Origin of the sequence: Staphylococcus microti, assembly GCF_000934465.1 — a bacterium.
GTDB lineage: Bacteria > Bacillota > Bacilli > Staphylococcales > Staphylococcaceae > Staphylococcus > Staphylococcus microti.
The window spans coordinates 1-8,050 of record NZ_JXWY01000079.1 but is presented as its reverse complement, the minus strand read 5'-3'; the positions used below and the strand labels follow the sequence as shown (position 1 = coordinate 8,050).

The following is an 8,050-nucleotide window of genomic DNA, read 5'->3' as shown; positions in this document are numbered from 1 at the left end:
CTCATCAATTTGCACCTCTCAGTCATTAGAGTAGTTACTCAAATTATACATTAAAATAACCCTATAGACCGACACTCTTTTTTTAGTGTCTAATCTATAGGGTCCAGTTTAATGAAAATCTCAATGAAAACACTCCTTTTTATCTAAATATATTAAATGCATGAAGCGGTTTAATCAGTTATAAATCTAGCGGCTCAAATCCGATTAGATGTATAACTTGTAGACTGAATTTCATTTTGTAGTAAAGTTTCTTTAACAAAACTTTTTGAAAGTTCAAAGTAAATAGCCGTTTCATAAAGGTTTTGAAGACCATATTCAAAAGCGTCAATTAAGCCTTGTAGTGAAATAACTTTTCATTAGCAAGGCGTCTAGCTTTCAATTCAGCATATTTGATTGATCTAATATATTACCATGACTGATATTATAATGAGCAATTCCTTCTGCTAAAATTTTGTGGTTGTGACAACTAGTCATATTTTGTCTATTAAAATAGCTCTATTAGCATAAATTCCTTAAAATAACTTCTCAGACTAAATTCATCACTAATAGTTAATGACTATTATCAATTAGTGATTTTTCCATACATAACTATATGTATTGCCCTATTGTTTTCTAGGTTTTTGTTTAACAAATTCAGCATACTGTAAATTTCTGTCAAGATTTTCTTGTGTGTAATCTCCATATAAATAAGTAGTTAAATTTTTTGATGAGGTTCTCACATTTCAATACAACCGTTTAATTCATCACGACTGACATTAAAAAATGAGATAAATCATAAGTGTGAGTAACTAAAAAGGGGCTAATCTTTTTCCTATCTGTCGATTCTATTGAAAATTTAACATTGTATTTACTATTAAGTTGTTCAGTTAATTCAACGAAGGGTAGTTTTTTAACTTTACGTAAAGTCATAAGTTTCGGCTGGAATTAGCCATTTTAGTAAATCCTTATTTGTAATTTTCAAAATCATTATATGAGTTAGTAAACATTTGTGCAATCATTTTTAGAATATTTTCTCAAAAACAAGAAAATAATTGAAGTAATATAAAATACTGTTGTTAGTCTCGTATGTCAACAAAGCATTAAAGAAGAATTGAAAAATAAAGTGATTAAAATAGTTGGAACTCTAAAATTTAAAACACTCGTGATGGAATTAATCAACAATAAAATTACGTTAGACTATGTATCATGAAATTATAAATTGTTTAGGTAGAAAGCAAAACAAAAAGTCGTTGATAAAGGAAATTTATATGGATTTATTATGAAATCTAAACTTCTATTGATAAGTTAATTATTTAGTTAATGGTCTTTTTTAAGTGTCCTTGACATGGAGTGCACTTTATACTGCCGCCTAGCTGATTTATATATATTCCTTTTTGATACTGTGAAACAAGTCATGTGTATCACTTTAATAAAGAGAACGTATGTTCTGTTCGTTTATAAAATATATAGGGTAGGCGGGCTACCCAGTATATTCAAAATTATAGCTAAAACGTGAATTTCACACAAATAATAGTAGAAAACTAAGATAAAATAAACAGTTAGCGTTGATTACTTGCAATATAATGTTTAACCACTTGGTACCATAAATTATCCCAATAATTGTTAGAATAATAGAAAACGTAAAAAATATAGCGCCAGGAAAATACCAAAAGCTGAATAATTTGTTGTGAGATAGGATAGTAGAAAAAGATGAATAACACAAGACGAATGAAAGTATAGTTATGATAATGTTTAAAAAATTCAACTTTGATTTCGTAAAACTGCTCCTTTATTGCCTTTATAGCTATAAACTCCAGTGTATTTAGACTTTATATCAAAACATATAAAGAAATTTAAAAAACGGATTTTATTCAATTTAAGCACAAAAATAGGGGAGGTGAGCTAACCTAAAAATTAAGCTGTTAAAGCTGATTTAATTTGTTCTTTATCTGACCATTTTAATACTGAAAGGTTTGCATGTTCCGCCGCTTGACGTGCCTTATCATTAATTGGATGATCTATATCGTTAGCAATAATAAACATCTTTGAATCCAAATTGTTTCTAGAAGGTCTATTAGGTTTAACATCTCTGTATATATAAATATCCGTAGTTACTTTGTTAAAGTCTAAGTTATTTGCAAAATTAATCAGTTTTTCTGCTTTAGATTTTGTTTCAGGTAAAATATAATCAATAGAATACTTTATACCTGATTCACCCGAAACAGATACTTTTTCAGACCCTATTATTTCTTCCTCATACAAAAATTTAAATACATCTTCATAAAAAAGGTTTGATACATTATTCTTAGACGTCATTGTAAGATCATAAATTTTTAATATACCTTGGATTAAATTATGTTTAGACTGGGCAAAACTTTCATTTTTAACATCTGCAATTATTTCGTCGTCCTTTAAACTTAAATTAAATTGATTTAAAACACTTTGTATCAATTTTATTCTAGTTTTAGTATTAACATCTATGCCAGACATCTCTAATTCATTTATAGTTAATCCATCATCTGACAATATAATATCGCCACTAGGTAATAAGTCAGCGTATATTCTAATGTAATCATTCAAATGATTTTTAAAAGGCGTGGTAATTTCCGTAGAACTATCTATTTTTTTGTACTTATAGCTTTGCTTTAACCATTTAAAATAATCATTCATCTTTTGTTCGATAGTCACCATCCATTACCACTTCCTTTCTTATAATAGATTTGTTTCTATTGTAACATTTTCACAGTTTATATTGGAATAATCCATAAAAAATTCTAATGAATCAATAAGAGCTTCTATTAGTTGTTCACTTTGTAAATCTGACAGAGGAACTGCAATTCTTCCGTTATCAAATTCTTCTGTAAAAATATGTAGATGTGGTGTAGGGACAAGCGTATCATTAGTTGAATTATAGTGATCAGAACCATTAACATCAAAACGTATCATAGGTGATTTGTAAGTAACACTGTTAAGCAATATTGTTAAATTATCAGAGTTTCTGTGTCCTTTCCTATTAATTATTAATTTGAATTTTTCTGAGCTGTCTGTAACGTGGGTTAGATTATGTTTAGATTGTTCTCCAAAAATTGGCAACTTTACTATGTTCTTTTCGAAAATTTTTATCTTTTTTAATAAATCGTCATAAAGGTTCTTTTCCATCTTAAACCACCTTTGTTTTATAATCATTCCTACAAGTTATTTCACTAGTGTCATATTAATTTATCTAGAATATTCTGAACTAAATTATTTCATCTAGATTCAAAAAGGGAAACACTTAAATAAAATAAAAGGTAGTAATCATTCATTTTTTGACATATTTGATTTTGCATGGCAATAGTGACTAACAAGAATATGTGTTATGGAACTGTCTCTTTAATCTTTTTAGCCAATTTTCTGAGGTTTTCCAAATTAAAGGCTTATGTAATCGAATGATTTGTAGAAATCTCTTTTGACTGTAGACCTTTAGTTTACTTATATTTCTTAAACCAACTATTTTTTCTAAATTTAATCTTATCCTTGTATTATAATCTGGATAAATTAGTTTAATAGTTTGTTTCAAATTAATCGTTCTATCAGGGTTATCTTTGTAGTATATACTTATATCACGATTTAATAATTCTGCTTTTAACATGAGTTCCCAAGCATTACATATGAAGAAAGAAAAACCTTCTATTCTATATTTTATAGTTGGCTTATTGTATATTTCTAAGCCTAGTATAAAAGCTTCGATACTTTTATCTACTAGTTGATTGCTTAAGTTTTGCATTTCCTTGCCCCCCCTTAATTAAAAAATAGGATAGACGAGCTACCCTATATAAAATTACTGTACATTGTCCTCAGTCAAAGAGAACTCTTGTTTTTTCAAACCAGACAGTTCTATTCTTTTTTCTCCTAACTTTTTGCCTCCAACACCTTGTGTAGCTTTTAGAATGACATCATTTTTAGTGCCAATCTCGTATGTTATGATGCCTTTAGCAGTACCGCCTTTTTTGATAGTATCGACTGCATGCTCATTCCATTCTTCATATTTACCCGTATTTGGCGTGAGACCGACATCTAGTTTGGTTTCTGTATTTTTATCGTCTTGAATCGCTTCGAATGCTGCAATCCAAACATTTAACGCTGAAATGTCTTTATTATCGGATTTGTTTTTAACTTCAAATTTGAACGTGAGTAAATCTTGATTAGCATCTTTGTCATGTACAATGAATGTTTCTTTAATTTTTAACACGGCTTGATCTAATACTAAAGTGTCATTTTCAAAAGTTGGTTTATTCTCATCAACTTTTTTTACAGACTTTTGTGTAGCTTCTTTGCTTTCTTTGTCATTGTCATTTCCGCATGCCCCTAAAATTAGAGTACTTGCTAAAGCTATCCCAAGTATTTTTTTCATTTTGAACCGCTCCTCAATCATTTTAATTTATTAAACGCATACGCGATTTAATCATAAAGATTACTGATAGGTGAATACTGGCATGTATAGAATTATTCCACGAAGGACATAATCTCAAATTTGCATACACAAACATAGTTTTGTACTTAATAAACACTGTATACTGTTTACTTCTTGTTTTCATTAACGTATCATTTCCAGTTTCTATATATAATATAGCTCTGGAGAGTTTTAATATCAATAAACATTTGATAAATATTTAAATTTAATTTATAGTTGAATAGAATTTGGGTAAGTGTGAAAGTTGATTTAAAAGAATATGTTTTCAAACATGACCTGTCATGATTAAGAATTGGTGTTAAAAAGATAGATAAAACTATTAGCTACAAGGTGCTACTGTTAGTCAATGATAAGAATAGGGGGAAATATCAATATAAATAAAATGTATGGTATCCGTAGTTATGAAGTTTTACTCAACATGGAATACTTGATTAATCCGTTTAAGAAATAGTACCTAATAAATAAAATATTATTATTTAATTATGTACAATTTATTTGTTGAAATATTGACATTAAATGGCTGTAAATAATATTGTTACATGTAAATAATTCTGTTACAATCTTATGAAAACATTGCTGTAATAGCAAATAGAGGAGATTTTAATATGAAAGAGAAAATTACATTCGCGCAAGTGATATATGCTACGATTATTGGTGGCTTATTATCAGGTATCGTTAAGTTAGGATGGGAAGTGATGTTTCCACCTAGAACACCAGAACGTAATGCGACGAATCCACCACAAGAGTTGCTACAAAAGTTTGGCTTCAGTCATGATTTTACGCATATGACGTATCAATTTTCTGAGCAGTCTATGCCTTGGGTAAGTTTCATTGTGCACTTCAGTTTTGCAATTGCATTTGCGTTTATTTACATTGTACTAGTAAAACGTTTTTCATTTGTTGCGATGGGATATGGTTCTGTTTTTGGTATTGTCGTATGGATTGCATTCCATATTATCATTATGCCAATGATGAATATCGTGCCAAGTGCATTAGAGCAACCTTTCCATGAGCATGTATCAGAGTTGTTCGGTCATGCAGTTTGGATGATGTCAATTGAACTTGTTAGAAGATATTACGTTTATCAAAATGCGTTCAAACAAATTAAATAGCATAAAAAAGCCCGCCCATAAGTCAGGCGGGTTTTTTTATGCTGGCGCTTATTTATTGATATTATCTACTGCATATTGTGCTTCTTCTTCTGTAAATTGATCCCCGAATTTTGAAGTGAGCTGATCATAAAGTTCATCTTTAGACATATTCATGTCGTTCACATAGATTTCAGCTCTTTTCAGTGCATTTTGCTTATAGTCTGGGCTAATTTGATCAATCGCATATTGTGCAGCTTCGTCAGAGAAATGGTCGCCATATGGTGATCTGAGTTGGTCATAAATAGCGCTTCTCGACATATAAAGTCCGTCTGCACAAATTTTTGCTTGTTCCAAAGCTTTATCTTTGTCTGTGTTGACAGGTTTCTTTTTATTAAAGTCAAAATTTGGCGTTTCGTTAGCATCACCAGTTTGGCTATTGTCTTTATTTTGTGTATTTGGCAATTTTTGTACAGTTGTGTCTTTAATTTTGTTGTCTTCTTCGACTTTCTTTAGAACAGCGCCTGCAAAAGCTGTTAAAATCACAGCTAAAATAATGAGTAAGATGAGACAGCCAGCACATCCGCCACAACCCCACAACCATACTTTTTTTGATTTAGATTGTTCTTCTTGTTGCCATTTTTCATATTGTTGTTGCTGGTTTTGTACATATTGTTCATGTTGATTCTGAGAATATTGATATTGTTGGTTCTGTGCATTTTGATCTTGTGGATTTTGTGAGAATGGTTCGTTGTTAAAATTTGTTGGCTCATTGGACATATGATCATGCTCCTTTAACTATTTTCATAGTTATAAAGTGTTTTGTTTGAATCGACCTTTCTGTAGAGAGAATAAAATGAAAAATCCTATAACATAGAAATTAGATTCACTTTATTATATAAATTTATTGTGCGTGGAACAACATATTTTTTAAATTGTCCAAATATTGTTTGATATATGTGGGTGTTGTGTTTATGCATGAACAATAAATGATTTGAAACAACATAAATATGCGTATTGACACTTACAGGGCGTTGAACCCCAAGATAACTATTTTTCATAATTTATAAATAACCAAAAGAATTGAATTTGAAATTTTTAGACAATTAAGTCATAATTTAAACATAAAGTTGTCTATATTCTCTTTAGTGTTAATTGATAGGGGGTGCGGTGATGTCAACGATTCAACAACGCTTTATGAAAGATAATAGAATTACTACATTGCCAAGAAAAGAGAAGGATAAAATTGCGTTACTTCATTATATTGTTAAAGCGTTTCAACCAAATAAAACGTATTCTGAACATGAAGTGAATCAAATTTTAAAAAGTTATTATTCAGATTATGCGATACTGAGACGCTATTTAGTTGATTATGCAATGCTGATGAGGGATGACGATGGGAAGCGATATTGGGTCAATCAAGGTGACGTGATATGAGTGAAAAGCGATTAAGTTATTTGTTCACGACGTTTAATACATTTATTATTTCGGGTGTGGCATTATTTACACCTATCTTATATATTTTCTTAATTAAATTGGGATACAGCTATACAGAAGTAGGGATTTATTTGTCTGTTTTCTGGGGTGCTTCAGCGATTTCTGAATTACCTTCAGGCATATTAGCAGATACCATTGGACAAAAACAAATTGTTATTTTAAGTTGTATATTTAGAGCTGTGGGCTTAGCGTTTCTTGTTACGGATCAATTTATATTATTAATCATATCTGGTTTAGTGACAGGCGTTGCAGAAGCGATGCTATCTGGAAGTTTAACTTAGTTTAGGCAGAAGTCGCCCATCCTCGATCTTAGGTGAGTGATGAATGCCGTCCAGTATAAAGGTTATCTTTGGTAACTTGAAAATTGATATACATGGCGAATTGCCTTTTTGTTTTACTTATGTTATTTTCATTCTACATAAAAAGCGTTAATATAACAATGGCATTAGATACAAATAGTCATTTAGAATCCCTTCTTCACGATCCTCTTATTTTGGCAACGAAATAGCGTAGACAAGTAATTGATAATGAAATATCTGATTACTTTAGTTGCGTGGCATTATGATAAAGACCCTATACACATTATGTTCAAAGTTTCCCCCAATCAAGCGAATAATCATAAATAGATAGGTGGTGTATCTAATGGAACGATTAAAAGCGTACAAATTTAGACTATATCCAACAGAGCAACAAGAGGTTTTCTTTGCGAAATCTTTTGGTTGTGTTCGGAAAGTCTATAATCTCATGCTTCATGACCGAATAAAAGCTTATCAAGAAAAAGCGAACAATCCCTCTGAGAAAATGCGTTTTCCAACACCTGCCAAATATAAAAAAGCATTTCCATTCTTGAAAGAAGTTGATAGTCTTGCTTTAGCTAATGCACAACTTAATTTAGATAAAGCTTACAAGAATTTTTTTCGTGATAAATCTATTGGATTTCCTCGGTTCAAAAGTAAGAAAAATCCTGTTCAGAGTTATACAACGAATAATCAAAATGGGACAGTTGCTTTGATTGATGATAAATTTATCAAAG

Annotated in this window: 9 protein-coding genes and 1 pseudogene; 5 read left to right on the top strand and 5 right to left on the bottom strand. The window is 30.3% G+C overall.

The features are described 5' to 3' along the window. Nucleotides 1–1,893: 1,893 nt before the first annotated feature. From TP70_RS08885 to TP70_RS08870, 4 genes are all read right to left on the bottom strand, one after another. Complete coding sequence (locus TP70_RS08885) at nucleotides 1,894–2,670, bottom strand: DUF1828 domain-containing protein (RefSeq protein ID WP_044361084.1); 777 nt, start codon at nucleotides 2,668–2,670, stop codon at nucleotides 1,894–1,896. Nucleotides 2,671–2,688: 18 nt separating this feature from the next. Continuing rightward, the gene (locus TP70_RS13030) at nucleotides 2,689–3,138 is read right to left on the bottom strand and encodes a DUF6978 family protein (RefSeq protein ID WP_084207686.1); all 450 of its coding nucleotides are present in this window, start codon (nucleotides 3,136–3,138) and stop codon (nucleotides 2,689–2,691) included. 181 nt (nucleotides 3,139–3,319) lie between these two features. Next, nucleotides 3,320–3,745, bottom strand: a complete 426-nt coding sequence (locus TP70_RS08875) for a DUF3644 domain-containing protein (RefSeq protein WP_084207685.1) — start codon at nucleotides 3,743–3,745, stop codon at nucleotides 3,320–3,322. A 54-nt stretch (nucleotides 3,746–3,799) separates the two neighbouring features. After that, on the bottom strand, nucleotides 3,800–4,372 hold the full coding sequence (locus TP70_RS08870; protein WP_044361083.1) for a DUF5067 domain-containing protein: 573 nt from the start codon (nucleotides 4,370–4,372) through the stop codon (nucleotides 3,800–3,802). A gap of 665 nt (nucleotides 4,373–5,037) precedes the next feature. Here TP70_RS08870 and TP70_RS08865 point away from each other — a divergent pair. Beyond that, complete coding sequence (locus TP70_RS08865; protein WP_044361081.1) at nucleotides 5,038–5,544, top strand: YagU family protein; 507 nt, start codon at nucleotides 5,038–5,040, stop codon at nucleotides 5,542–5,544. 48 nt (nucleotides 5,545–5,592) lie between these two features. Here TP70_RS08865 and TP70_RS08860 read toward each other — a convergent pair whose 3' ends face one another. Beyond that, entirely contained in the window at nucleotides 5,593–6,300 is a 708-nt protein-coding gene (locus TP70_RS08860; protein WP_052502905.1) for an Ltp family lipoprotein, read from the bottom strand. 393 nt (nucleotides 6,301–6,693) lie between these two features. On the opposite strand from TP70_RS08860, the gene TP70_RS08855 reads away from it, so the two are divergent. The 4 genes and pseudogenes from TP70_RS08855 to TP70_RS08845 all read left to right on the top strand — a co-directional run. Continuing rightward, nucleotides 6,694–6,957: a DUF2087 domain-containing protein gene (locus tag TP70_RS08855; protein ID WP_044361080.1), complete on the top strand. Its 264-nt coding sequence runs from the start codon at nucleotides 6,694–6,696 to the stop codon at nucleotides 6,955–6,957. Further along, entirely contained in the window at nucleotides 6,954–7,298 is a 345-nt protein-coding gene (locus TP70_RS08850) for an MFS transporter (RefSeq protein ID WP_044361078.1), read from the top strand. The genes TP70_RS08855 and TP70_RS08850 overlap by 4 nt, the downstream gene beginning before the upstream one ends. A gap of 158 nt (nucleotides 7,299–7,456) precedes the next feature. Beyond that, nucleotides 7,457–7,619 (top strand): annotated as a pseudogene (locus tag TP70_RS12760) (transposase); the annotation flags it as partial. Nucleotides 7,620–7,659: 40 nt separating this feature from the next. After that, the coding region (locus tag TP70_RS08845; RefSeq protein ID WP_044361077.1) for a helix-turn-helix domain-containing protein at nucleotides 7,660–8,050 on the top strand (391 nt) is incomplete at its 3' end.